General features: G+C 67.9%; 21 protein-coding genes and 1 pseudogene. 3 read left to right on the top strand and 19 right to left on the bottom strand.

Going from position 1 to position 22,345, the window contains the following annotated elements; all coding sequences use genetic code 11:
- Positions 1-164: 164 nt before the first annotated feature.
- The 8 genes from HWX00_RS01690 to mltG all read right to left on the bottom strand — a co-directional run bounded on the left by HWX00_RS01690 (position 165) and on the right by mltG (position 7,468).
- Complete coding sequence (locus tag HWX00_RS01690; protein WP_069245645.1) at positions 165-1,340, bottom strand: AAA family ATPase; 1,176 nt, start codon at positions 1,338-1,340, stop codon at positions 165-167.
- A gap of 44 nt (positions 1,341-1,384) precedes the next feature.
- Positions 1,385-2,557 carry a mechanosensitive ion channel family protein gene (locus HWX00_RS01685; RefSeq protein WP_069245646.1) on the bottom strand — a complete coding sequence of 391 codons (1,173 nt, stop codon included), beginning with the start codon at positions 2,555-2,557 and terminating at the stop codon, positions 1,385-1,387.
- Positions 2,558-2,646: 89 nt separating this feature from the next.
- On the bottom strand, positions 2,647-3,003 hold the full coding sequence (locus HWX00_RS01680) for a Rap1a/Tai family immunity protein (RefSeq protein WP_006485939.1): 357 nt from the start codon (positions 3,001-3,003) through the stop codon (positions 2,647-2,649).
- 118 nt (positions 3,004-3,121) lie between these two features.
- Complete coding sequence (locus tag HWX00_RS01675) at positions 3,122-3,832, bottom strand: ankyrin repeat domain-containing protein (RefSeq protein WP_034188697.1); 711 nt, start codon at positions 3,830-3,832, stop codon at positions 3,122-3,124.
- A 45-nt stretch (positions 3,833-3,877) separates the two neighbouring features.
- Positions 3,878-4,657 carry a TatD family hydrolase gene (locus tag HWX00_RS01670; RefSeq protein WP_034188698.1) on the bottom strand — a complete coding sequence of 260 codons (780 nt, stop codon included), beginning with the start codon at positions 4,655-4,657 and terminating at the stop codon, positions 3,878-3,880.
- A 123-nt stretch (positions 4,658-4,780) separates the two neighbouring features.
- Entirely contained in the window at positions 4,781-5,809 is a 1,029-nt protein-coding gene (locus HWX00_RS01665; protein WP_175027204.1) for a DNA polymerase III subunit delta', read from the bottom strand.
- Between the two features lie 19 nt (positions 5,810-5,828).
- On the bottom strand, positions 5,829-6,449 hold the full coding sequence (gene tmk, locus HWX00_RS01660; protein ID WP_034188700.1) for a dTMP kinase: 621 nt from the start codon (positions 6,447-6,449) through the stop codon (positions 5,829-5,831).
- Positions 6,449-7,468 carry an endolytic transglycosylase MltG gene (gene mltG / locus HWX00_RS01655; protein ID WP_034188701.1) on the bottom strand — a complete coding sequence of 340 codons (1,020 nt, stop codon included), beginning with the start codon at positions 7,466-7,468 and terminating at the stop codon, positions 6,449-6,451. Before mltG ends, tmk begins: the two co-directional genes overlap by 1 nt.
- A gap of 77 nt (positions 7,469-7,545) precedes the next feature.
- Here mltG and ygfZ point away from each other — a divergent pair, with 77 nt between their 5' ends.
- Together ygfZ and HWX00_RS01645 are read left to right on the top strand one after the other, a co-directional pair.
- The gene (gene ygfZ, locus HWX00_RS01650) at positions 7,546-8,580 is read left to right on the top strand and encodes a CAF17-like 4Fe-4S cluster assembly/insertion protein YgfZ (RefSeq protein WP_069706473.1); all 1,035 of its coding nucleotides are present in this window, start codon (positions 7,546-7,548) and stop codon (positions 8,578-8,580) included.
- A gap of 76 nt (positions 8,581-8,656) precedes the next feature.
- Complete coding sequence (locus tag HWX00_RS01645; protein ID WP_175027203.1) at positions 8,657-9,508, top strand: NRDE family protein; 852 nt, start codon at positions 8,657-8,659, stop codon at positions 9,506-9,508.
- A gap of 16 nt (positions 9,509-9,524) precedes the next feature.
- On the opposite strand, the gene HWX00_RS01640 is transcribed toward HWX00_RS01645, so the two are convergent.
- The 7 genes and pseudogenes from HWX00_RS01640 to HWX00_RS01615 form a co-directional block, all read right to left on the bottom strand.
- Entirely contained in the window at positions 9,525-9,965 is a 441-nt protein-coding gene (locus HWX00_RS01640) for a GNAT family N-acetyltransferase (protein ID WP_049034503.1), read from the bottom strand.
- 39 nt (positions 9,966-10,004) lie between these two features.
- Positions 10,005-10,964: an alpha/beta hydrolase gene (locus HWX00_RS01635; protein WP_049034504.1), complete on the bottom strand. Its 960-nt coding sequence runs from the start codon at positions 10,962-10,964 to the stop codon at positions 10,005-10,007.
- 155 nt (positions 10,965-11,119) lie between these two features.
- A complete protein-coding gene (locus HWX00_RS01630) occupies positions 11,120-11,599 on the bottom strand; it encodes a PaaI family thioesterase (RefSeq protein ID WP_034188705.1) in 480 nt (159 codons plus the stop codon).
- Positions 11,596-11,910: a Dabb family protein gene (locus HWX00_RS01625; RefSeq protein WP_027787175.1), complete on the bottom strand. Its 315-nt coding sequence runs from the start codon at positions 11,908-11,910 to the stop codon at positions 11,596-11,598. Before HWX00_RS01625 ends, HWX00_RS01630 begins: the two co-directional genes overlap by 4 nt.
- A gap of 258 nt (positions 11,911-12,168) precedes the next feature.
- Positions 12,169-12,407, bottom strand: a pseudogene (locus HWX00_RS36670) (IS3 family transposase); the annotation flags it as partial.
- A gap of 36 nt (positions 12,408-12,443) precedes the next feature.
- Positions 12,444-13,601 (bottom strand): sensor histidine kinase, encoded by a 1,158-nt coding sequence (locus HWX00_RS01620; protein ID WP_124669698.1) that lies wholly within the window; start codon positions 13,599-13,601, stop codon positions 12,444-12,446.
- A 226-nt stretch (positions 13,602-13,827) separates the two neighbouring features.
- Positions 13,828-14,037 (bottom strand): hypothetical protein, encoded by a 210-nt coding sequence (locus HWX00_RS01615; RefSeq protein ID WP_124669699.1) that lies wholly within the window; start codon positions 14,035-14,037, stop codon positions 13,828-13,830.
- Positions 14,038-14,454: 417 nt separating this feature from the next.
- On the opposite strand from HWX00_RS01615, the gene HWX00_RS01610 reads away from it, so the two are divergent.
- Positions 14,455-16,596, top strand: coding sequence for a glucosidase family protein (locus HWX00_RS01610; RefSeq protein WP_175027202.1), 2,142 nt, complete (start codon positions 14,455-14,457; stop codon positions 16,594-16,596).
- 71 nt (positions 16,597-16,667) lie between these two features.
- Here the strand turns inward: HWX00_RS01610 and HWX00_RS01605 are convergent, their stop codons facing one another.
- The 4 genes from HWX00_RS01605 to HWX00_RS01590 all read right to left on the bottom strand — a co-directional run bounded on the left by HWX00_RS01605 (position 16,668) and on the right by HWX00_RS01590 (position 22,313).
- Positions 16,668-18,068: a GGDEF domain-containing protein gene (locus tag HWX00_RS01605; RefSeq protein WP_034188751.1), complete on the bottom strand. Its 1,401-nt coding sequence runs from the start codon at positions 18,066-18,068 to the stop codon at positions 16,668-16,670.
- Between the two features lie 261 nt (positions 18,069-18,329).
- A complete protein-coding gene (locus HWX00_RS01600; RefSeq protein ID WP_034188752.1) occupies positions 18,330-19,508 on the bottom strand; it encodes an acetyl-CoA C-acyltransferase in 1,179 nt (392 codons plus the stop codon).
- 43 nt (positions 19,509-19,551) lie between these two features.
- Positions 19,552-20,184, bottom strand: a complete 633-nt coding sequence (pncA, locus tag HWX00_RS01595; protein WP_034188753.1) for a bifunctional nicotinamidase/pyrazinamidase — start codon at positions 20,182-20,184, stop codon at positions 19,552-19,554.
- Between the two features lie 44 nt (positions 20,185-20,228).
- Positions 20,229-22,313 carry a 3-hydroxyacyl-CoA dehydrogenase NAD-binding domain-containing protein gene (locus HWX00_RS01590; RefSeq protein WP_175027201.1) on the bottom strand — a complete coding sequence of 695 codons (2,085 nt, stop codon included), beginning with the start codon at positions 22,311-22,313 and terminating at the stop codon, positions 20,229-20,231.
- Positions 22,314-22,345: the final 32 nt, after the last annotated feature.

The raw sequence follows: 22,345 nt of genomic DNA, 5'->3' as shown, positions 1-22,345 counted from the left end.
GCAGTGCTGGCCGGCAAGGCGCCAGCCGCCTATCCCGACATTATTCGCGATCCCGCTGCCGGGAGCCGCCCGTCTTGCATTTTATGGGCGTTGTTACAGACAGGATACATTCCGTTCGCGGGGCAGCCGCCTCCACCGCGCACGGCCGAATCGATCCGGCCCCGTCAACGCGACGGCCACTTCCAGGCCGGCAGGTCGCGTGTGTCGGCATCGACGAGCGCGGTCGCGCCGAGCTGCTTGTCGAGCACCAGCGATTCGCAGCCGGCCTCGCGCTCGAGCGTCGCGATCAGCCGCGCCGCGTGCGACACGACGAGCACCTGCGAGCGCCGCGCGGCCTGCGCGATCAGGCGGCCAAGCGCGGGCAGCAGATCGGGATGCAGGCTCGTCTCCGGTTCGTTCAGCACCATCAGCGCCGGCGGGCGCGGCGTCAGCAGCGCGGCCGCGAGCAGCAAGTAGCGCAGCGTGCCGTCGGACAGCTCGGCCGCCGCCAGCGGCCGCAGCAGCCCCGGCTGGCGCATCAGCACGTCGAACCGGCCGCGGCCGCCCGGATTGTCGATCTCGACCGACGCACCGGGAAACGCGTCGTCGATCGCCGCGTCGAGCGCGGCCGCGTCGCCGATTTCGCGGATCGTCTGCAGCGCGGCGGCGAGATCGGCGCCATCGTCCGCGAGCACCGGCGTGTGGGTGCCGATGTGCGACTGGCGCGCCGGCGCCTGCGCATCGGTCCGGAAATGGTCGTAGAAGCGCCACGAACGGATCCGCTCGCGTACCGCGATCATCTCGGGCGCGCCGGTCGGATCGGCGAATTCGGTCATCATGCTGTCGAAGCTCGCGACCGGCTGCGGAATCGTCCACCAGTCGCCCGACGCGGTGCGCGCGCGGATCTGCGCGCCCTGCCGATCGACCAGCAGCGTCGACGGACGCGGCAGCGCGCCGCCCCAGATGCATTCGCGCTTGACCACCGGATCGAGCGCGAACTGCGAATGGCTCGCGACCGGCAGGCCGAGATCGATCGAATAACCGAAGTCGGCGCACGCGAAGCCGAGCTTCAGGCTCACGGGCCCCTTGCGCACCGTGCCCGTCACCGGCGCATCGCCGTCCAGCATCGCGCGCGAGAAGCGCTCGGGGCCGGCCCACAGCGTCGACGGCAACCCGCCCTCGCGGGCGAGCGACGGGATCACGCGGCCCTGCGCGGTGTCGGCGAGCAGCCGCAGCGCGCGGTACACGCTCGACTTGCCGCTGCCGTTCGGCCCCGTCACGACGTTGAGCGCCGCGAGCGGCACGATCAGTTCGCGCAGCGAGCGGTAATTGGCGATGGCAAGCGTCTTCAGTGCGGTCATGGGAAGAGGGGAATCCTCCGTGGCGGACAGGCGCCGGGCCGCGCTCAGCGGCCGTCGACGGCCTGCGGATCGGCCGCGGTATTGGCCGCCGTGCTGGCGGCAGGCTGCCGCGCGTGCGGCCGTTCGGGATTCGGCGCGTCCGGCGCGGATTCGTGCGGATACAGCTCCATCCGGCTGCGCGGCAGGCATTGCGGGTAGCGGTCCTGCAGGTATGCGATCAACCCTTCGCGCACGCGGCAGCGCAGATCCCAGCACGACGACGCATCGGCCGCGCTGACGAGCGCGCGCAACTGCATCGTGCGCTCGGTCGCGTCGGTGACCTGCAGCACCTGCACGCGGCCGTCCCACTCGGGCGCCGCATGGACGAGCCGCGCGAGTTCCTCGCGCAGCGGCGCGAGCGGTGTCCGGTAGTCGACCGACAGGTAGACCGTGCCGATGATTTCCGAACTGCTGCGCGTCCAGTTCGTGAACGGGTTCTCGATGATCCATTGCAGCGGCACGACGAGGCGCCGCTGATCCCACAGCCGCACCGACACGAACGAGCCGGTGATTTCCTCGATGCGCCCCCACTCGCCCTGGATCACGACCACGTCGTCGAGCCGGATCGGCTGCGTGAGCGCGATCTGCAGCCCGGCGATCAGGTTGCCGAGCACCGGCCGCGCGGCGATACCGGCGACCAGCCCCGCGACGCCGGCCGACGCCAGCAGGCTCGCGCCCACCTGACGCACGTTCGGGAACGTCATCAGCGCGGCGCCGGTGCCGATGATCACGATCAGCACCATCACGGTCCGCACGAGCACCTTGGCCTGCGTATGGATGCGCCGCGCCTGCAGGTTGTCGGCCGTATCGATCGGATGGGCCTGGATGATCGCGTCGCCGACGCCGGCCGCGAGCCGCACCAGCAGCCACGTGAGCGACACGATCGAGCCGACCGCGGCCGCGGTGCGCATGCCGCGCACGAACGACATGCCGTCGTCCGCCTGGACCCACACGAACTCGAGCGCCAGCAGCGCGAGCACGACGAGCGACGGCTTGTCGATGTAGCGTAGGATCGCGCTCATCAGCGGATACGGCTGCGCGACGCGCTTGACGATGCGTGCGCCGAGGCGGTGCACGACCGCGACGACCAGCATGACGATGACCGACACGGCCAGCGTGCCGAGCCACGCATGCAGCGGCGCATCGGCGATGCGCTGCAGTTCCTCGATTGAAATCATCGGCGCCCTTGGGTGATGAGGCGTGCAGCCTCGTCCTGGGATGCGTCGGCGACGTCCGGACCGCGCATGGGCCAGGACACGGCGTCAGGTCAGTTGCCGCTCCTGCACGGAAACGCCTTGCCGAGACCGAGCGACACGGCGGTGCTCGCGTTGTAGTCGGCCAGCTTCGGATTTTCCGCGATGTACTTGCGCACCGCGTCGGTCATCTGCTGCGCCCGGATGTCGGGCGGCAGGCAGAAATACTGGCCGACGCGCGGCCCCGTGGTGCCGCCGATCGCGTCGATCGTGTTGTAGACGCCGTCGGCGGCGCCTTCGATATAGGCCGCGCACGACGCCCGCGACTTCACGTCCGTCTTCGCGCACAGCCGGTCGAGATCCGCGCCCGTGAAAGCCGCCGCCGACAACGGCACGGCAAACGCCGCGGCACAAAACATTGCGCGCAACATGGTGTTCCTTATATCAATGCGGCCCGAGGCCGCCTGCTGCCTTGGCCGGCGCGGCGCCGGGCACCCTGCTCCGGCCGGAATCCGGCCGGCCGGGCGCACCGTCCCGCACCGAAAACCGTCATTTTGCACTCTTTTGCGCATCTGCCGGCGTCGCCGCACCAATGCGCGTCGTCCGCTTGCTCAGGATCTCGATCGCGTCCGGCGCGTTGTAGTGCTTCGCGAACTCGAGCGCGGTGATGCCGAGCTGGTTCTTGACCTGCGGATCGGCGCCCTGGTCGAGCAGCAGCGTGACCGTCGACGCATGGTTGCCGCGCGCGGCCATCATCAGCGGGGTCGTGCCGTTCGGTGACGCCGTGTCGATGTAGGCATCGTGGTCGAGCAGCAGCTTCACGACCGCGTCCTGGCCGTTGGTCGCCGCGTAGTGCAGCGGCGCCCAGCCCTTCTTGCTGACTTCCGCGCCCTTGTCGATCAGCAGCTTCGCGAGGCCCAGGTCGCCGTTCAGCGACGCGAGCATCAGCGCGTTCTCGCCGGCCTTGTCTTCCTTCTCGAGGTCGACGTTCGGCGTCGTCGCGATCGCGGCCGCGACCTTGTCCGACTTCTCGCGCGCGGCGATCACCAGGATCGGATCGCCGTTCGGCGCGAGCGTGTTCGGGTCGAGCTTGCCGCTCTTGAGCTGCTTGCCGATGTCGGCGATGTCGTCGAACTTGACGGCCTTGACGATCGCGTCGAGCGACTCGGCATGCGCGCCGGCGGCGGCGAACAGGCCGCTCGCGACCAGCGCGGCGGCAACGAGGGCGCGTTTGGGCAGATGATTGGTCGGCTTCGTCATTGTTGTGGGCTCCTTCCCTGGGTTGTGTCGGCTGCGCGCACGTCGTTAGCGGGCGATCTTGAACAGCCGGAAAAAGTTCTGCGTCGTCGCATCGGCGAGCGCCTCGACGGCCATCCCGCGTTCGGATGCGATAAAGCGTCCGACATGGCTGACGTACGCAGGTTCATTCGGCTTGCCGCGATACGGCACCGGCGCGAGGTACGGCGAGTCGGTCTCGATCAGCAGCCGGTCGAGCGGCACGCGCCGCGCGACGTCCTGCACATCGGTCGCGTTCTTGAACGTGACGATGCCCGACAACGAGATATGGAAGTTCTGCGCGAGCGCCTGCTCGGCGACGGACCACGGCTCGGTGAAGCAGTGCATCACGCCGCCGGGCACGTCGGCCCGCTCCTCGGCCATGATCCGCAGCGTGTCTTCCGACGACGCGCGCGTATGGATGATCAGCGGCTTCATCGTCGCGGTCGCCGCGCGGATGTGCGTGCGAAAGCGTTCGCGCTGCCATTCCATGTCGGCGATCGAGCGGCCTTCGAGGCGGTAGTAGTCGAGGCCCGTTTCGCCGATCGCGACGACCTTCGGGTGCGCGGCCAGCTCGACGAGCTCCGCGAGCGTCGGCTCGCGCGCGTCCTCGTGATCGGGATGCACGCCGACCGACGCGTAGACGTTGTCGTGCGCGTCGGCGATCGCAAGCACGTCGGGCAGCGTCTCGAAATCGACGGACACGCACAGCGCGTGCGTGACGTCATGCTCGCGCATGTTCTCGAGAACGGCCGGCAGGCGGTCGGCCAGGCCCTTGAAATTGATGTGGCAGTGAGAGTCGACGAACATCGTGTTTCCTGAATACGTAAGACGCGCGCTCACGCGCTCGCCGGCATGCGGCGACGGGCCGCGTCGCCGAGTGGTCCGTTCGATCCGTTCACCATTTCGCAACCCACGGGAAGCAATACCGGATCACGCGAACATTTCCCGATATCCGAGAAACAATTCCTCGAATACGAGCCGTGCATTGAGCGGATGGTTCTCGACCGTCCGCTGCCGCGTCACGGCTTTCATGAAACGCGCGAACGCGTTCGCGTCGACCGCCTCCGCGCAACGCGCGAGCGCCGCCGCGTGCATCGGGAAGTAGCGCGGCGCGCCCGCCATCCGCTGCGCGAGCAGATCGTACAACCAACGCTGCAGCCAGCCGAGCACCAGCGGCACCGGCAGCTTCTGCAGCGTCTCGCCGCACGCGAACGGATCGCATCCGGCCCCGGCCGCGAGCTGCCCGAGCGTGTAGTCGCGCAGCGGGCGGTTCTCGTCGCTCGCGAGCGCCAGCGCGGCGAGCGGCGCGCCGCCAGCTTCCGCGAGCAGCGCGCGGGCGTGGTCGACGCCCTGCGCCGCAAGCCATGTCTCGGCCGCGTCGGGCGCCGGCACCGTCATCGGCCACTGCCGGCAGCGGCTGATGATGGTCGGCAGCAGGCGGTCGATGCGTGCCGACACGAGCAGGAACACGACGCCGGACGGCGGCTCCTCCAGCGTCTTCAGCAGCGCGTTCGACGCGGCGACGTTGAGCGCCTCGGCCGGATACAGCACGACGACGCGCGCGCCGCCGCGGTGCGAGCCGACCCCGCAGAAGTCCAGCAGCGCGCGCACCTGCTCGATCTTGATTTCCTTGCTCGGCGCGCGCGTCTTCTTGCCGCCTTCGTCCGCGTCAGCCGGCTTCGCGTCGTCCGCGGCGCCCGGCGCTTCGCCCGCCAGCGCCTCGGGCAGCACGATCCGGTAGTCCGGATGGTTGCCCTGCGAGAACCACGTGCAGGCCGCGCAGGTGCCGCACGGCTCGCCGTTCGGCTGCGGCGATTCGCACAGGAAGCCCTGCGCGAGATGCTGCGCGAACTGCAGCTTGCCGATCCCGGCCTGGCCGTGCAGCAGCAGCGCATGCGGCCATTGCGCGCGCAGTTGCTGCAGGCGGTTCCAGTCGTCGGTCTGCCACGGATAGATCATGTGGTGCGTTCCTTGCGGGTTACAGCGCGGCGAGCACGCGTTCGAGCTGCTGGCGGATCTCGGGAATCGACTGCGTCGCGTCGACGATCGCGAAACGGTGCGGCGCCTCTTCCGCGCGCCGCAGATATTCGCCGCGCGTACGCGAAAAGAACGCGTCCGATTCGCTTTCGAACTTGTCGGGCATGCGCGCGGCGCCACGGCGCTCGCTCGCGACGTGCGGCGCGACGTCGAACAGCACCGTGAGGTCGGGCTGGAAACCGCCCTGCACCCAGCGCTCGAGCGTTTCGAGCTTGTCGCGCGGCAGCCCGCGGCCGCCGCCCTGGTACGCGAACGTCGCGTCGGTGAAACGGTCGGACACGACCCAGTCGCCGCGCGCGAGCGCCGGCTCGATCACGAGCGCGAGATGCTCGCGGCGCGCGGCGAACATCAGCAGCGCTTCCGTCTCGAGGTCCATCGGCTGGTTCAGCAGGATCTCGCGCAGTTTCTCGCCGAGCTGCGTGCCGCCCGGCTCGCGGGTGACGACGACCTGCCGGCCGGCCGCGGCCAGCTTGCCCTGGAGCCGTTCGCAGAACCATTGCAGGTGGGTGGTCTTCCCCGCCCCGTCGATGCCTTCGAACGTGATGAATTTACCGCTCGCCATTATTGACCTCGTATGTACTTGTCCACGGCCTTGTTGTGATCGCCCAGCGTGTCCGAGAACACGCTCGTGCCGTCGCCCTTCGCGACGAAATAGAGCGCGCTCGTCGGTGCCGGATTGATCGCCGCCTGCAGCGCGGCGACACCCGGCAACGCGATCGGCGTCGGCGGCAGGCCGCGTCGCGTGTAGGTATTGTAAGGAGTGTCGGCCTGCAGGTCGCGCTTGCGCAGGCGGCCGTCGTACGCGTCGCCGAGCCCGTAGATCACCGACGGATCGGTCTGCAGCGGCATGCCGATGCGCAGCCGGTTCGCGAACACGGCCGCGACGAACGCGCGGTCGGCCGCGTGGCCCGTTTCCTTCTCGACGATCGATGCGATCGTCAGCGCTTCGTAAGGCGACTTGTACGGCAGCCCCGGCACGCGGGCGGCCCACGCCTCGTCGAGACGCGTCTGCATCAGGTGATACGCGCGCCGGTAGATGTTCAGGTCGCTCGTGCCCTTGTCGAACAGGTAGGTATCGGGGAAGAACAGCCCCTCGCCGCTGCCGCGCTGCACGGCGCTGTCCGATGCGCCGATCGCACGCAGCAGCTCGGCGTCGCTCATGCCGGCCGTCGAGTGCGACAGGTCGGGGTTCGCATCGAGTTCCGCGCGCATCCGCTTGAAGGTCCAGCCTTCGATGACCGTCGCGACGTACTCGTTCACGTCGCCGCGCGCAATCTTCTGCAGCACCTCGTAAGGCGTGATGCCGGTCTTGAATTCGTAGTTGCCGGACTTGAGCCGGCTCGACAGCCCGAGCACGCGCGTCATCGCGACGAACCCGAACGGTTCGACCGGCACGCCGCCGCGCTTGAGCTGCAGCGCGACGCTCTTCACGGTGCTGCGCGGCTTGATCGTGACGTCGAGCGATGCCGAGCCCAGCAGCAGCGGCCGGGTCGCCCAGTAATACCCGCCGCCCGCGCCGGCAGCGGCCACAACGACGGCCAGCGCCACGATCGTCGCGGCGCATTTCTTCAGTAGGGACATGGAAACGTGACTCAGGTAAGACCCATATAATACTTGCTCGCCTTCGTCAAAGTCAGGGTTGACTGTTCCCTCATTCCATGAGCACACCGTTCGCTTCACCGGCTGCCCAGGCCGCATCTGCCTCGCTCCCCGTTTTTCCCCGCCCGTCCGCCGCCGATTTCGAAGCGCCGGGCGCCTGCATGCCGCTGCCGCAGTTCGGCGTGATCGACGTGGCCGGCGACGACGCCGCGACGTTCCTGCACAGCCAGCTGACCAACGACATCGAGCACCTCGATGCCGCGAGCGCGCGGCTGTCCGGCTATTGCTCGCCGAAGGGGCGCCTGCTGGGGTCGTTCCTCGCCTGGCGCGCCGGCCACGACGTGCGCCTGCTCGTGTCGAAGGATGTGCAGCCGGCCGTGCAGAAGCGGCTGTCGATGTTCGTGCTGCGCGCGAAGGCGAAGCTCACCGATGCAAGCGACACGCTCGCGGTGGCCGGCTTCACGGGCGACGTGCGCGACGCGCTGTCGGGCATCTTCGACGCGCTGCCGGACGGCGTGCACGTGAAGGTCGACGGCCCGGCCGGCGCGCTGATCCGCGTGCCCGACGCGGCCGGCCGCAAGCGCTATCTGTGGATCGGCCCGCGCGCCGAGGTCGACGCGCGCCTCGCGGCGCTCGCCGGCACGCTGCCGGTCGTGTCGCCGGCCGTGTGGGACTGGCTCGACATTCGCGCGGGCGAGCCGCGCATCACGCAGCCGGCCGTCGAACAGTTCGTGCCGCAGATGGTCAACTTCGACGTGATCGGTGCCGTTAACTTCAGGAAAGGGTGCTACCCGGGCCAGGAAGTCGTCGCGCGCAGCCAGTACCGCGGCACGATCAAGCGCCGCACCGCGCTCGCTCACGTCGCCGGCGACATCGATACCGTGCATGCCGGCGTCGAGCTGTTCCACAGCGACGATCCCGGCCAGCCGTGCGGGATGATCGTCAACGCGGCGGCCGCGCCCGCCGGCGGCGTCGACGCGCTCGTCGAGATCAAGCTCGCCGCGCTCGACAACGGCACGGTGCACGTCGGTTCGGCCGACGGCCCGGCGCTCGCGTTCGACGCGCTGCCGTACGCATGGCCGACGGAAGCGTGACGCACTGACAACCCATTCGGGCGCCGGCTCGCGAGTCGCAGCCGGCGCCCGATGTTTCCTGCGAGAGATTCGCCCGATGTGTCTGATTGCCTTCGACTGGCAGCCTGATGCCGCCGCCGGTCCCGTCTTTACCCTCGCCGCCAACCGCGACGAGTTCTTTCGCCGGACCAGCGCGCCGCTCTCGTGGTGGGAAGATGTGCCGGGCGTCCTTGCCGGCCGCGATCTCGAAGCGGGCGGCACGTGGCTCGGCGTCTCGCGCGACGGCCGGTTCGCCGCGCTGACGAACTACCGCGCGCCGTTCGACATCCGCGCGGGCGCACCGACCCGCGGCAAGCTCGTGTCCGATTTCCTCGGCGGCCCGCCCGTCGCGCCGCTCGAGTATCTCGGGCAGCTTGCCGAGCATGCGGCCGTCTACAACGGCTTCAACCTGCTCGTCGGCCACTGGCGGCGGCGCGAACTCGCGTGGTTCTGCAACCGTGCGCCCGAAGGCGAAAGCCGGGTCGCCGCGCCGGTCGCTGTCACGCCCGGCGTGCATGCGCTGTCGAATGCGCGGCTCGATACGCCCTGGCCGAAAGTCGTGCGCAAGCGCGCGGAACTCGGCACGCTGCTCACCGACGATCCGACCCCGCCGCTCGACGAGCTGATCGCGCTGATGCGCGATCCGCACGTCGCGGACGACGACGCGCTGCCGCACACCGGCATCCCGATCGAGCGCGAGCGTGCGCTGTCGGCCGCATTCATCGAGACGCCCGAATACGGCACGCGCGGCACGACCGCGCTGCGCGTCACGATGAAGGAAGGCGTGCGGCTGACGGTGGAGATCAAGGAGCGCTGCGACGACGACGGTTCGCACCGTACCGTGCGGCCGGGTTCGTTCGAGCGCGCGTTGACGTTCGACATCGACGTGGCGTCGGCACGGCCGCGCTGAACGCGCGCCTTTCGCGCTACGGCGCGCGCGTCATCTCGACGTGCGGCACGCCGGCTTCGACGAACGGTTCGCCGACCGCCGCGAAGCCGTGCCGCACATAGAACGCCACCGCCGAATCCTGCGCATACAGCCGCACGGCGGCTTCGCCGCGCCGCCGCGCGGCCTCCAGCAGCGCGTTCAGCACGGCCGACCCGACGCCCTGCCCGCGCGCGTCGGCCAGCACCGCAACGCGGCCGATCGTACCCGACGGCAACAACCGTCCCGTCGCGACCGCACGGCGCGTGCCGGTTACCGCGTCGATCCGGTACGCGACCGCATGCAGCGACAGCGGATCGTCGTCGTCGAGTTCCCATTCCGGCGGAATCTGCTGCTCGCGCACGAACACCGCGTCTCGAATCCGCGCGGCGTCGCCGCCCAATACCGCCCAGTCGCCCGTTTCCACCACGCCGTCCGTCATCGCAGCCTCCCTGCGACGCGCGCCTTCGGGCGCCCGCCGTCAAATGTCGTCGAATGCGGCCTTCAGCGCCGCGACCGCATCGCCATGCGCGGCCCGCACCTCGGGCACGTAACCGCCCATCTTGAAGAATTCGTGAATCATCCCCGGATAGCAGACCAGCGTGACCGCATTGCCGGCCGCGCGCAGCTTGTCCGCGTACGCGGCCCCCTCGTCGCTCAGCGGATCGTATTCGGCCGTCGCGATCCACGCCGGCGCGACGCCCGCGAACGACGGCGCGCCGCGCGTGCCGTCGAGCGGCGCGAAGCGCCAGTCGTCGCGATCCGCCGGATCACGCACGTATTGCGTGAAGAACCACTGGATCGTGTCCTGCGTCAGCAGGTAGCCGTTCGCGAGCCGCGCGTGCGATGCGGTGTCCTGGTAACCCGTCACGCCCGGATAGATCAGCATCTGCAGTGCCAGGCGGATGCCCGCATCGCGCGCGAGCACCGCGCAGACGGTGGCAAGCGTACCGCCCGCGCTGTCGCCGCCGACCGCCAGCCGTGCGGCGTCGATGCCGAACGTGGCGGCTTCGCGATGGAGCCACCGCAACGCGTCGTCGGCGTCGTTCACCGCGGTCGGAAACCGGTGTTCGGGCGCGAGCCGGTAATCGACCGACAGCACCGCGCACTGCGCATCGCGCGCGAACATCCGGCACAACGCATCGTGCGTGTCGACGCTGCCGACCGTGAAGCCGCCGCCGTGGTAGTAGACGAGCGCGGGCAACGGCTCCGCGAGGCTCGGCGCGACCGGCAGGTACAGCCGCGCACCGATCGTGCGGCCGTCGCGCGTCGGCACGACGCACGCCTCCACCGCATGCATCGGCGCCGGCGCGACATCGAGGATCGGCGCGCTCTTCTCGTACGCGGCGCGCGCCTGCTGCGGCGTCTGGTGGTGATAGGACGGGCGTTTCGCGCGCTCGATCATGTCGAGCACCTGGGCGATCTTCGGATTCAGCGGCATCGGGGAAAACAGCGCCTGCGCGGCGCCGTGAACGGACAAGCGTGCATGATGCCACGCCCGAATCAGGCAGGCGTGACGCGCGATGTGCCGGCTTTCCGTGCCGCCAAACGCAACGGCCCTGCCTCAACCAGCAGACCGGGCCGTGCGCCGGGTGCCTACGCGTCGCTCGGGCCGGGCTGGGCGTCCGGCGCGGTGCGCGAACGCTGCCGCTTGATGTCGCGACCGACCGCGAGCCGCCGCATGTACTTGAACGTGCCGAGCGCCTTCGCGACGAAATTGCCGTCGCTGTCGCGCACTTCGCCTTCGCAGTAGGCCATCGTCGTCGAGCGGTGCATCACACGCCCATAGGCGCGCAACTCGCCGCGCCCCGGCTGCATGAAGTTCACCTTCATCTCGACCGTGACGACGCCGACGCCGTCGTCGGTCAGGCTGCGCGCCGCCATCGCGAGCGCGATGTCGGAAAGCGTCATCGTCACGCCGCCGTGCGCGATGCTCCACGTGTTCATGTGCCGCTCCTCGAGCGGCAGCACGATCTCGCTCGCCCCATCCTTCGCGGACACGAGCTGCACGCCGAGCAGGTCGACGAACGGGCTTTCGATCGACGGGCCGTCCGTCGGGGTTGCCGCGTCGCTCATCGTGCGCTGTCGACGATGTAGTCGACGCACTCGCGCGATTCGGCGACCGCGACGACGAATTTCTTCACTTCCTGGTGGACCGGGTGCACCTGGTACGCGTCGAGCGCGGCCTTGTCCGCGAAATCGGATACGAGCACGATGTCCGCGGTCGCGTCGAGGCCCGGCGTCGCCACGCCGACGTCGATCTGCAAGGTGCCTGGTACGAGGTCGCGGCAGCCTTCGAGCTTTTCCTTCAGCTTCAGCGCGTTCTGTGCGCGCGTCGCGCCTTCGGCCGATTCCTTCAACTTCCACATGACGATATGTCTGATCACTTCGGTTGCTCCAGTTTCTGTTGGTTCGGCACTTTGCCATAACCCTTTGCCAGTCGGGCGCTTCACGCCCTTCCGTCGTTCGCTTGCGTGCGCCGGAAATCGTGCCCGGCCGAGAAAAAAAGGGGTATTACTTCAACCCTCTCGGGACGATACCCCTTTTCCACCGTTTCGCTTACTGAGGCTGGTCCAATTTCCGTCTCGGTCTTGAAGGGAAAATTCCGGCTCTTCGGGGTGGGCCGAATCGGCCCGGTCGGTACGCTAGCGAGCGAATTCCATCGATGTCGTCCGCTGTAGCGCGGCGCGAGGGCGCGCCTCGTTATGGTACCCGCACCAAACTTCGATTTGGCGTCTGGCGTTCTTCTGCGACAAGAACCCATTTGCCGGCCGGGGCTTGCCGGGGCGCGAGCAGTCAATCTCCACACCGTTCTCGTCCGCCCGTTTGTCGAGCGCCTTCGAATGAATTCACTGCCATCATCAATCTCGATATAGCCGGGAATCTCAGAACAACGCGCCCCCACGAAACCCACTCCGCATCACTGCCGCTCGACACGAGCTCCGGGACGCTCGTTTCGCGCACCTCTCGGCAGATGTACCGAGAAAACTGTTTCCGTCGAATCGGACCGCGCCTCGATACGACCCTGATGTGCCTTGGCGATCTCGCTGGCGATGTACAAGCCCAACCCCAATCCGACATCGTCATCGACGTTTTCCGATCGGTCGGATCCACGCTGAAGCGGATCGAAGATCCGGTCGAGCGTGAGCCGATCGATAACGGGCCCCTTATTCCCGACCTCGATATGCGCCTCTGCGTCGTCCGACGTCGCCGTCACCCGCACGGGTGTATCGGGCGCTCCATACTTGACTGCGTTGCTCACCAGATTGCTCAGGAGCTGCTCGAGCCGCTGATCATCCCAGTCACCCCGCAGGTCGCCGTTCACCTCGAGATTGATCTCGCGATTCGGATGAGCCGTCTGCAATTCGTCGACCACATTGCCGAGCACTTGCACGAGATCGGCATCGCGGCGCACGACGTTGATACCGAGCCCGAGTTGCGTCCGGTTGAAATCGCAAAGATCGTCAAGGAGAGCGTGCATGCGCCCGCCGCTGCGAATCAGCCGGGCCGCGGCCTCCGATATGTCTTCTCCGGCATTGAGCGCGGCCAAATAGGACGCTGTTATCTGAATGGTCTGCAGCGGCGTGCGCATATCGTGACCCAGCATCCCGAGCAACAAGTTGCGGGCCAGCTCCACCTGCTCGGTAAAAAAAGCAACGGATTCCGCGAGCGCCTGATCGATCGCCTCATTGAAGCGAATCATGTCGTCCACATGAGGTGCGTCCGGCTGGCATGCGTCGATCCACAAGCGCAGCACACTGGCACGCAGCGCCCGATACTCGGCCGTCAATTGATTGATGTTGAAGCCTCGACGCGCGCGCAGGACGGCATGCGTCTGCGCGGCCGTTTTCTCCGCGTTCACCGGTTCGGGCGCTCGTCCAAGCGATTTTTCATGTTGCTCCGCCGTCGTTTGCGGCGTATCGATGTCCTCGGCCACCGCCTGCAGGATCTGACGCGCGTGATCGCGTAGCCCATGCGCGTCCATGCTCCGCGCAGCCGGCAGCAGCGTGGCGGCAAATGCCTCCCACTCCACCAGGATCGGCTCCATGTTCTGAACGATGAAATCAGCTAGACGCATGTCGCCTCTCACAATGGAATAAACGGTGGATGGCTTCCGACGCTCCGCGACGATATCACGTGAATATGGGCAATCGAAGGTGCCGCGTCGCGGACGGGCAGCGCGCGGCCGTCGCAACCGCGAAAAAACGCGTACCGAATCGGCGGTCGTCCGTTCCGGCGACGATACCTGCTCTTTTACCGCATCGAACACCGACGGCGCCGGCCGCATGAACGGCGACGGGCGCTCAGCCTGCCAACCTGACGGACCCGGCGGCCTGAACACGCGAACTGCGGTTTCCCGGCATGAACGAGAATTGCACGGCTTCGCGCGCCGCTCCGACCACGGTCGGCTTGAACGAGACGATTCCCTTGCTTTCCGGCGTCAATCGCCGGTATGAAACGCCATTGCCGATCGTTTCGCCATCGGATATCCGGACCGCGTTATCCAAATCCATTCAATCGCATATTTTACCGACCCAACGCGTAATAATTTCAGTCGGCTTTTCAATTCAGAATTACAAAATCACAAAACATTATTGACTTCGGCTTTCCAGGAAATCTAGAATCCCTACGACGGCTTACGTTTCGATTTCTTCTGCCGCACGCAATTCGCCACGCACCCGTGCGAAGGCCTGCCGCATTGCTTTCCCTTGCTGCATCAAGGCCGCACCCTCTGCTGCCGCGGTTTTCTGCTTTTACCAATCGCTCGCTTATTTACCGCCTATTTCTCTTTTTCAAAACGACGCCACACCCCGATCAATTCCAGTCATTCACCAGAAAAGAATGACCGCGACACGAGACCAAACGGACCCAAGATCCGTTGATTCGCACATCCAGATAAAAAATCGCCATTCATCAGGAGGGACATCAACATGCATCGCCTTGCGAAGTCGCTGTGTCTCGGGCTCGTCTGCGCCGGCCTGCTCGCGGCCTGCAACGACGACGACGTTCAGTCGAACACCCCGCCGTCGAACCACGCCGCGCTGTCGTTCCGCATGGACACCGGCGGCCAGATCAACGCGTTCTACCGGCAGGACAAGGTTGCCGCGCACCTGCTGGTGCGTTCGTCGACGAAGCCGCGCCTGCTGGTGGTCTTCCCCGCCGGCAACAGCGGTACGGGGCTGTGGTTCGACGACACCGCGCAACCGGTGAACTGGAGCCTCGACACGCCGCCGTCCGCGCTGTCGGCACCCGACGCGCACGGCCGCCCGCTGTACGGCATCGGCGCCGACGTGTCGGTCGACACCGGCACGCTGACGATCCGCCAGGGCGTGCTCAGCAACGTGCGCTTCCTGCGCGACTTCAACGGCGGCGCGACGATTCCGCAGCAGATCCTCACCGCGCCGACGGTCCAGGGCGGCACCGCGCAATGGCAACGCGACCGGATCGACGGCGCGCCCGGCTATGCGTTGCGCATCACGCTGCGCGACGGCGGCAGCATCGCGCCGGCAGCGGGCGGCAAGCTCGTGCTGAACGCGCCGGCCGGCTCGCACACGCTGAAATTGCACATCGATGCGCTGTCGGGCGAGACGCCGCTTTCGCCGATCACGCGCGCCGACCTGTTCGCCCCGTCCGTGAACCCCGACCCGGTGAGCCAGAACGTGCTCGAATTCCTGAGCTTCAACGACAAGCTGCTGGCCGGCTCGTGGCAGTACGACACGTACTTCGGCCGCGATACGCTGATCTCGGTCCGCATGCTGATGCCCGTGCTCGCGCCCGCGGCGATCGAGGCCGGCCTGTCGTCGGTGCTGAGCCGCCTGTCGGCCGACGGCAAGGTCGCGCACGAGGAAGGCATCGGCGAATTCGCGCTGGTCGACAACCAGAAGAACGGCAAGCCGAACGATCCGACGCCGACCTACGACTACAAGATGATCGACAGCGACTACCTGCTCGCGCCGATCGCGGCCGCGTGGCTGATCGACGATACGCGCGGCCAGGCGCGTGCGGCGGCGTATCTCGCACAGCGCGGCAGCGACGGGCAGACCAACGGCAGCCGCCTGGTCGTCAACCTGCTGCACGTCGCGACGACCGCGCAGGCGTTCGCGCAACAGCCGTCGGTCGCGAACCTGATTCACCTGCGGCCCGGCGAGATCGTCGGCAACTGGCGCGACAGTACCGACGGGCTCGGCGGCGGCGTCTACCCATATGACGTGAACGCGGTGCTCGTGCCGGCCGCGCTGCGCGCGGCGAACGCATTCCTCGCGCGCGGCCTGCTCGATCCGTATCTCGATGCCGGCCAGCGCGCGACGCTCGCCAACACCGCCAACGAGGCGACCACGTGGGAGACGCAGGCGCCGCCGCTGTTCCAGGTCAGCGTGCCGGCCGCGCAGGCGGCCACCGACGTGTCGGCCTATGCGCCGTCCGCCGGCGTGCCGGCCGGGGCCGCGCCCAGCGCGCCGCTCGCGTTCTACGCGCTGTCGCTCGATCAGCAAGGCAACCCGATTCCGGTGATGAACTCCGACGGCGGCTTCGCGCTGCTGTTCGGCTCGCCGCCGGACGACCAGCTCCAGCGGATCGTCAGCGACGTCACGCGGCCGTTCCCGACGGGGCTCGTGACCGATGCCGGGATGCTGATCGCGAACCCGGCGTATGCGAGCCAGGCACTGTGGCCGAAATTCACGAGCTCCGCGTATCACGGCACGGTGATCTGGTCGTGGCAGCAGGCGATGTGGGTCGCCGGGCTCGATCGTCAGCTCGCGCGCCAGGATCTGTCGGGCGCGACCCGCGCGCTGCTCACGCAGGCACGGCAGACGATCTGGCAGGTGATCTCGAACGGACGCGACATGCGGACGTCCGAGATGTGGACGTGGTCCTACGTAAACGGCACGTACCAGACCGATGCGTTCGGCACGCGCAGCGCGGATGCGACCGAGGCCAACGCGGCCCAGCTGTGGAGTACGACGTATCTCGCGATCCGCGATCCGCAGCAGCGCGCGGGCAAGTACTGGTGGCAGGCATCGCAGCGGATGCAGGACACGCAGCCGAAACAGGCGACGGCGCTGGCGTCACGCTAGCGCCGCGCGGGCCGACCGGCATGCAAAAGCCCCGGGGCGTCGCCGCCTCCGGGGCTTCGATCGACGATGCATCACCGCGACACGACGCGATTCCGCCCTTCCCGCTTCGCCTGATACAGCCGCTCGTCGACCACCCTCAGCAACGCATCGACCGTACTCCCGTCGACGCCATATTGCGCGACGCCGACGCTGACCGTCACCTGCACGCGCTTGAAGTCCAGCCCGAACGGCGAACTCGCGATCGACGAACGCACGCGCTCGGCCGTCATCCGCGCGCCTTCGAGCGGCATGTCCGGCAGCAGCGCCATGAACTCCTCGCCACCGACGCGCGCAAGCCCGCCCGCCGGCCGGATCGCCTCGAGGCACTGGCGCACGACGCCGCGCAGCACTTCGTCGCCGATCTGGTGCCCGTAGGCATCGTTGATGTTCTTGAAATTGTCGAGATCGAGCGCGAGCAGGCAGAACGGCGTGCCGTCGCGTTCCGCCCGCACCATCTCGCGCTCGACCTGCGCGATGAACTGCCGGCGGTTCGACGCGCCCGTCATCGGATCGGTCGCGGCCATGTACTCGAGCTTCTGGTTCGTGCGCCGCAGCTCCTGCAGCGCGCTCTCGGTACGCGCCATCGATTCCGACAGCCGGCTCATCAGGTCTTCCTGGCTGTAGATCGCCGAGAACGAGCGTGTCGTCTGCAACGCCTGCACGACGCCGTAGCTGAGCAGGAAGAAGCCGCCCGCGAAAATCGCGTGCGCCAGCCACCACATGTGATTCCACGGCTTGCCGAGAATGAATGCGAGCGAAGACAGCGCGAAGGCCATGATCGACACGCCGTAGATCACCATCAGCGGCGAGCGGATCCGCCGCGCGAGCAGCACGCAGACGTTCAGCAGCGAGAACACGAGCGCGCCGCCCTCCATCGACAGGCGCGTACCGAGCGCGCCGGCGATCGGCGAATACGCAAGGTAGGCAACGACGACGTCGACGATCACGAAGAACACGATCCACGGCAGCCACGTTCGCGCGCTCATGCGCCTCTCGATCCGGTCGGGCGGACGCGAATACGACAGCAGGCCCGTCAGCAGCAGGATCGACATCACGAGCCGCGACGCGGGCCCGTACAGCAGGAACAGCCAGATATTGTGGTGCGCCATCCCGGTGAACGCACCGTGCAGCGCATAGATCATCGCGAAGCCGAGAAAGCCGAGCGTCAGCCAGCGCAGCAGCGGCTCGCCGGACGACCGGTAGCACACCCACGTCACATAAGTGACGAACGCGCCCTCGAGGGTAGCGGCCGCAATCGCGATTTCATGGAATGCGTGGTTCTCGAACCCGACGTGCGGGTCGCTGAAGAACCACAGGTAGGCGATCAGATACGCAGGCAGCAACGCGAATCCGACCAGCAGGCATTTCGCGTAAAGCCTCGCGGCCGCGCTGACGACGCGCGGCGGTTCCCCGGCTGCATAGGTCGTACTCATTCGGTCCCCGGTCGGTCTGCTGCGTTGGTTCGAACCTTCGCGGCACGGATCGCGCCATGCGCGATCCTGCCCATCGTGCCGAAAGGCAAATGTCAGAGCAAGTATAGGTGGGGCAATTCGTTTGACAAGTCAGGGGAAACGGCATTGCCGGGCGCACGCCTTTTGCTTCCCGATTGTTTCGAATCGCGGCGCTGCCGCACCGATTGATGTCGCGGCCGCGGGCGTCGCCGAAGCGAAACCGCGGCCGCGACCGGCCAAAGATCAGAGGATTTCGAACAGACCGGCCGCGCCCTGCCCGCCGCCGATGCACATCGTGACGACCACGTACTTCACGCCGCGCCGCTTGCCTTCGATCAGCGCGTGGCCGGTCAGGCGAGCGCCCGACACGCCGTACGGATGGCCGACCGCGATCGCGCCGCCGTTCACGTTCAGGCGATCCTCAGGAATCCCGAGCGTGTCGCGGCAGTACAGCACCTGTACCGCGAATGCTTCGTTCAACTCCCACAGGCCGATGTCGTCGACCTTCAATCCGGCCTGCTTCAGCAGCTTCGGCACCGCGAACACGGGGCCGATGCCCATCTCGTCCGGCTCGCAGCCGGCCACCGCGAAGCCGCGGAACACGCCCAGCGGCTGCAGCCCTTCGCGCTGCGCGGCATCGGCGCTCATCACGACACACGCCGACGCGCCGTCCGAGAACTGGCTCGCGTTGCCGGCGGTGATCACGCCGCCCGGCACGGCCGAGCGGATCTTCGACACGCCTTCGAGCGTCGTGTCGGGGCGAATGCCTTCGTCGGCCGATACCGTCACTTCCTTCGTGAACAGGCGGCCCGTCGCCTTGTCGGCGATGCCCGCGAGCACCGTGATCGGCACGATCTCGTCGCGGAACCGCCCGGCTTCCTGCGCGGCCGCGGCGCGCAGTTGCGACTGCACGCCGTACTCGTCCTGCCGCTCCTTCGAGATGCCGTAGCGCTTCGCGACGTTCTCGGCCGTCTGCAGCATGTTCCAGTAAATTTCCGGCTTGTGCTGGACGAGCCAGCCTTCCTGGATCATGTGCCGGTTCATCTCGTTCTGCACGCACGAGATCGATTCGACGCCGCCGGCGACATAGATCTCGCCTTCGCCCGCGATGATCCGCTGCGCGGCCAGCGCGATGGTCTGCAGCCCCGACGAGCAGAATCGGTTCACCGTCATCCCCGGCACGGTCACGGGCAAACCCGCGCGCAGTGCGATCTGGCGCGCGATGTTCGCGCCGGTCGCGCCTTCGGGGTTCGCGCAGCCCATGATCACGTCCTCGACGCGAGCGGGGTCGAGCTTCGCGCGTTCGAGCGCGGCGGCGACCACGTGGCCGCCGAGCGTCGCGCCGTGCGTCATGTTGAATGCGCCACGCCAGGATTTCGCCAGCGGCGTGCGTGCGGTCGATACGATTACGGCTTCGGTCATGCGAGTCTCCTTCGGTGCTGCCCTGAATCGGATGGGAAATGCGCTACGCCGCCGGGCGCGCGCCCGCGGACGTCACATGCGCGACGCCCGCTGCCTGCATCTGCTGCCATGCGTGCGCGAGCGACCCGTTCAGGTCGATCGCACGGCACGCATCGTTGATCACCGCGGCGTCGAACCCGGCCGCGCGCGCATCGAGCGCCGACCACGCGACGCAATAGTCGGTCGCGAGCCCGCAGCACCACACGCGCTTCGCGCCGAGTTCGCGCAAGTAGCCCGCAAGTCCCGTGCGCGTCGTGCGGTCGGCTTCGACGAACGCGGAATAGCTGTCGACCTGCGCGTCGCCGCCCTTGCGGATCACGAGCCGCGCGTGCGGGATGTCGAGGTCGCGATGCAGCGCCGCACCGTCGGTGTCCTGCACGCAATGCACGGGCCACAGCACCTGCTCGCCGTACGGCAGCGCGAGCGTGGAAAACGGCTCGCGGCCCGGATGGTTCGCCGCGAACGACACGTGCTCGCGCGGGTGCCAGTCCTGCGTCAGCACGACCTGGTCGAAGCGCTGCGCGAGCGCGTTGATCACCGGCACGACCGCATCGCCGTCCGGCACCGCGAGCGCGCCGCCCGGCATGAAGTCGTATTGCACGTCGATCACGAGCAGGACGTCGTCGGTGCGTTTCATTGCGTGTCTCCAGACAGGATCGGCCGCGCCGCCATGCGGCGGCGTCAGCCGTTGAACCCGCGGCCGGCCTTCGCCAGTTCCGCGATCGACGGCGCGAGCCGCCATGCGTCGCCGTTCGGTGCCGCCGCATAGCGGCGAATCGCGCGCTCGACGTTGTAGAGGCCGACCGTGTCCGCATACAGCATCGGGCCGCCGCGCCACAGCGGGAAGCCATAGCCGGTCAGGTAGACCATGTCGATGTCGGATGCCTTCGACGCGATCTTCTCCTCGAGGATCTTCGCGCCTTCGTTGACGAGCGCGAACACCAGCCGCTCGACGATCTCGTCGTCGCCGATCTTGCGCCGCTCGACGCCGCGCTCCTTCGAATACGCGACGACCATCTCGTCGACGAGCGACGACGGCTTCGCCTTGCGATCGCCCGGCACGTAGTCGTACCAGCCGCCGCCCGTCTTCTGGCCGAAGCGGCCCTGTTCGCACAGGCGGTCGGCGATCTTCGAGTACTGCAGGTCGGGTTGCTCGACGTAGCGGCGCTTGCGAATCGCCCAGCCGATGTCGTTGCCGGCGAGGTCGCTCATCCGGAACGGCCCCATCGCGAATCCGAACTTCTCGATCGCGCGGTCGACCTGCGCGGGCAGCGCGCCTTCCTCGAGCATGAACAGCGCCTGGCGGATGTACTGCTCGATCATCCGGTTGCCGATGAAGCCGTCGCACACGCCCGACACGACCGCCGTCTTGCGGATCTTCTTCGCGACGGCCATCACGGTCGCGAGCACGTCCTTCGCGGTCTGCGCGCCGCGCACGACCTCGAGCAGCTTCATCACGTTCGCCGGGCTGAAGAAGTGCATGCCGACCACGTCCTGCGGACGCTTGGTGAACGCCGCGATCTTGTCGACGTCGAGCGTCGACGTGTTCGACGCGAGGATCGCGCCCGGCTTCGCGACTTCGTCGAGCTTCCTGAACACCTGCTCCTTCACGCCGAGCTCCTCGAACACGGCCTCGACGATCAGGTCGGCGTCCTTCAGGTCGTCGTAAGAGAGCGTCGGCGCGATCAGCGCCATGCGCGCGTCGAGCTTCTCCTGCGTGAGCTTGCCCTTCTTCACCTGCGCGTCGTAGTTCTTGCGGATCGTCGCGATGCCGCGCTCGAGCGCTTCCTGCTTCGTCTCGAGCAGCGTGACGGGCAGGCCCGCGTTAACGAAGTTCATCGCGATCCCGCCGCCCATCGTGCCCGCGCCGATCACGCCGACGCGACGGATCTCGCGCAGCGGCGTGTCGGACGGCACGTCGGGAATCTTGCTCGCCGCACGCTCGCCGAAGAACGCATGGCGCAACGCGCGGCTTTCCGGCGTCATCATCAGCGCGACGAAACCCTCGCGCTCGGCGATGCTGCCCTGGTCGAAGCCGTTCAGCACGCCCGCCTCGATCGCATCGATGCACTTGTGCGGCGCGGGGAAATTCGGCGCGGCGGCCTGCGCGGAATTGCGCGCGAACTGAATGAAGCCCGCGGCGTTGTCGTGGACGATCTTGCGATCGCGCACCCGCGGGTGCGGCCCTTGCCGCGCGCCGGCCTTGCGCGCGAACGCGACGGCCGCCTCCAGCAGGTCGCCGTCGGCCATCTCGTCGAACAGCCCGCTGTTCGCCAGTTGCTCCGACGGCACCGGTGCGCCCGACACGATCATGTTCAGCGCGGTCTCGAGCCCGACCGCGCGCGGCAGGCGCTGCGTGCCGCCCGCGCCCGGCAGCAGGCCGAGCTTCACTTCGGGCAGCGCGACCTGCGCGCCGGGCGCCGCGACGCGGTAGTGCGCGCCGAGCGCGAGTTCGAGGCCGCCGCCCATCACGACGCTGTGCAGCGCCGCGACGACGGGCTTCGCGCTCGCTTCCACCGCGCGGATCACGGTGTGCAGCGTCGGCTCCTGCAGCGCCTTCGGCGTATTGAATTCGGTGATGTCGGCGCCGCCCGAGAACGCGCGGCCCGCGCCGGTCAGCACGATGGCCGTGACCGACGGATCCTGCGCGGCGCGATCGAGCGCGTCCATGACGCCCTGACGGGTCGACAGGCCGAGCCCGTTGACCGGCGGATTGTTGAGCGTGATGACGGCCACGCCGTCGCGAGTCGAGTAATCCACTGCCATCTGCCTGCCTCCATGCATCGCGCGCCGGGTTG

Source organism: Burkholderia seminalis DSM 23518 (assembly GCF_902832885.1).
GTDB lineage: Bacteria > Pseudomonadota > Gammaproteobacteria > Burkholderiales > Burkholderiaceae > Burkholderia > Burkholderia seminalis.
Note: the sequence above shows the minus strand (reverse complement) of the source record. Positions and strands in the feature narration are given on the sequence as shown.

What these genes read in the sequence shown, in the direction of transcription:
- HWX00_RS01610 (WP_175027202.1), top strand. Translation starts at nt 14,455, where the DNA reads ATGCATCGCCTTGCGAAGTCGCTGTGTCTCGGGCTCGTCTGCGCCGGC.
- HWX00_RS01685 (WP_069245646.1), bottom strand. Translation starts at nt 2,557, where the DNA reads ATGATTTCAATCGAGGAACTGCAGCGCATCGCCGATGCGCCGCTGCAT.
- HWX00_RS01620 (WP_124669698.1), bottom strand. Translation starts at nt 13,601, where the DNA reads ATGCGTCTAGCTGATTTCATCGTTCAGAACATGGAGCCGATCCTGGTG.
- HWX00_RS01670 (WP_034188698.1), bottom strand. Translation starts at nt 4,657, where the DNA reads ATGTTCGTCGACTCTCACTGCCACATCAATTTCAAGGGCCTGGCCGAC.
- HWX00_RS01605 (WP_034188751.1), bottom strand. Translation starts at nt 18,068, where the DNA reads ATGAGTACGACCTATGCAGCCGGGGAACCGCCGCGCGTCGTCAGCGCG.
- HWX00_RS01615 (WP_124669699.1), bottom strand. Translation starts at nt 14,037, where the DNA reads ATGGATTTGGATAACGCGGTCCGGATATCCGATGGCGAAACGATCGGC.
- pncA (WP_034188753.1), bottom strand. Translation starts at nt 20,184, where the DNA reads ATGAAACGCACCGACGACGTCCTGCTCGTGATCGACGTGCAATACGAC.
- HWX00_RS01640 (WP_049034503.1), bottom strand. Translation starts at nt 9,965, where the DNA reads ATGACGGACGGCGTGGTGGAAACGGGCGACTGGGCGGTATTGGGCGGC.
- HWX00_RS01635 (WP_049034504.1), bottom strand. Translation starts at nt 10,964, where the DNA reads ATGCCGCTGAATCCGAAGATCGCCCAGGTGCTCGACATGATCGAGCGC.
- HWX00_RS01675 (WP_034188697.1), bottom strand. Translation starts at nt 3,832, where the DNA reads ATGACGAAGCCGACCAATCATCTGCCCAAACGCGCCCTCGTTGCCGCC.
- tmk (WP_034188700.1), bottom strand. Translation starts at nt 6,449, where the DNA reads ATGGCGAGCGGTAAATTCATCACGTTCGAAGGCATCGACGGGGCGGGG.
- HWX00_RS01680 (WP_006485939.1), bottom strand. Translation starts at nt 3,003, where the DNA reads ATGTTGCGCGCAATGTTTTGTGCCGCGGCGTTTGCCGTGCCGTTGTCG.
- HWX00_RS01665 (WP_175027204.1), bottom strand. Translation starts at nt 5,809, where the DNA reads ATGATCTATCCGTGGCAGACCGACGACTGGAACCGCCTGCAGCAACTG.
- HWX00_RS01690 (WP_069245645.1), bottom strand. Translation starts at nt 1,340, where the DNA reads ATGACCGCACTGAAGACGCTTGCCATCGCCAATTACCGCTCGCTGCGC.
- HWX00_RS01590 (WP_175027201.1), bottom strand. Translation starts at nt 22,313, where the DNA reads ATGGCAGTGGATTACTCGACTCGCGACGGCGTGGCCGTCATCACGCTC.
- HWX00_RS01630 (WP_034188705.1), bottom strand. Translation starts at nt 11,599, where the DNA reads ATGAGCGACGCGGCAACCCCGACGGACGGCCCGTCGATCGAAAGCCCG.
- ygfZ (WP_069706473.1), top strand. Translation starts at nt 7,546, where the DNA reads ATGAGCACACCGTTCGCTTCACCGGCTGCCCAGGCCGCATCTGCCTCG.
- HWX00_RS01645 (WP_175027203.1), top strand. Translation starts at nt 8,657, where the DNA reads ATGTGTCTGATTGCCTTCGACTGGCAGCCTGATGCCGCCGCCGGTCCC.
- mltG (WP_034188701.1), bottom strand. Translation starts at nt 7,468, where the DNA reads ATGTCCCTACTGAAGAAATGCGCCGCGACGATCGTGGCGCTGGCCGTC.
- HWX00_RS01600 (WP_034188752.1), bottom strand. Translation starts at nt 19,508, where the DNA reads ATGACCGAAGCCGTAATCGTATCGACCGCACGCACGCCGCTGGCGAAA.